We start from the raw sequence: 1,241 nt of genomic DNA, 5'->3' as shown, positions 1-1,241 counted from the left end.
GTCCATGGCTTTTGTGGGAAATACGCAGCATACCGTCCCTTACATGCTCAAACATGCGGACCTGTTTGATGATCTGCCGGAGCAGTATCACGATTCGGCATTTCTTGATCGTGTGCATTTCTACCTCCCGGGATGGGAAGTGGACATTATCCGGGGAGAGATGTTTTCCAATGGATACGGATTCGTGGTGGATTATCTTGCAGAGATCCTTCGTTCCTTACGCAACCATGATTTTTCAGACTGGTATCAGGAGCATTTCACACTGTCTTCGGATATATCCACCCGGGATCGCGATGGCATCCACAAGACTTTTTCAGGCCTGATGAAAATCCTCTTCCCTGAAGGCGAGGCGACCAAAGACGAGATTCAGGCAATACTCCACTTTGCTATCGAAGGGCGCAAACGGGTCAAGGATCAGCTCATGCGTATCGATTCCACTTACGTTGACGTTCGCTTTTCGTACGAAGATGGGGAAGGAAAAACCTTTTCGGTTAAAACCCTGGAGGAAGAAGAATATCCACGCTATTACCACCGTACGATTGGCGATGGGTCGGAAGAAAATGAGCTGAAATCACCCGTTAAAACAGATATTTCCGCGAAGGAGTCAGTTGAGCCTGTAGAAGAGCAACCTCAGGCTGGTCATGTTGCTTACCAGGAAAATCAGCGGGGAATATCCTACCAAACGCTGTTTGGTCCGTATTTGAAAGGCGCACAGAAAATTACGATTACGGATCCCTATATCCGTTTGTTCTACCAGGCTAGAAATCTTATGGAATTCCTGGAGACCATTGCCAGGATCAAACCGGATGAGGACGAAGTATCAGTCCACCTGGTAACTGTGGAAGATGAATTCAAGGGCGATCAGCAGGAAGAGTACTTACAGAAGATACAGGAAGCGGCTGCCCCTATTGGAATCAATTTCAGTTGGGAATTCAGCAAAGATGAGGGTTTGCATGCCCGCCATATTGTTACTGATACGGGATGGAAAATCCTTCTGGATCGTGGGTTGGATATTTTTCAACGCTATGAGATGAGTGACGCCTTTTCCTTTTCAAATCGGTTGCAGGAGTATCGGCCTTGCAAGGCGTTTGAGGTTACTTACTTACAATAGAGGAAAGATACCAGATTACGGCACTGAAGGGGCTGGGCTACACGCAGCGGCAGATCGCCAGGGAGACAGGCCGATCAGCAAGCACCATCAGCCGGGAGCTGAGGCGCAACCGGGGAATTGAAGGCTACCA

Annotated in this window: 2 protein-coding genes; both read left to right on the top strand. The window is 48.5% G+C overall.

The window, feature by feature from the left end; translation table 11 throughout:
• The first annotated feature begins 4 nt into the window (after window positions 1-4).
• Complete coding sequence (locus tag ACOCD2_RS19665; RefSeq protein WP_419625930.1) at window positions 5-1,111, top strand: BREX system Lon protease-like protein BrxL; 1,107 nt, start codon at window positions 5-7, stop codon at window positions 1,109-1,111.
• Window positions 1,108-1,241, top strand: a 134-nt coding sequence (locus ACOCD2_RS19660; RefSeq protein WP_419588579.1) for a helix-turn-helix domain-containing protein, incomplete at its 3' end; no start/stop codon positions are given. The genes ACOCD2_RS19665 and ACOCD2_RS19660, both read left to right, overlap by 4 nt.

It is taken from the genome of Thiolapillus sp. (assembly GCF_048562965.1).
Classification (GTDB): domain Bacteria; phylum Pseudomonadota; class Gammaproteobacteria; order Chromatiales; family Chromatiaceae; genus Thiolapillus; species Thiolapillus brandeum_A.
The sequence above is the reverse complement of the archived record's forward strand: the minus strand, read 5'-3'. Positions and strand labels throughout refer to the sequence as shown.

Excerpts from the sequence above, each read along its gene's own strand:
- ACOCD2_RS19665 (WP_419625930.1), top strand. The coding sequence starts at position 5 with ATGGCTTTTGTGGGAAATACGCAGCATACCGTCCCTTACATGCTCAAA.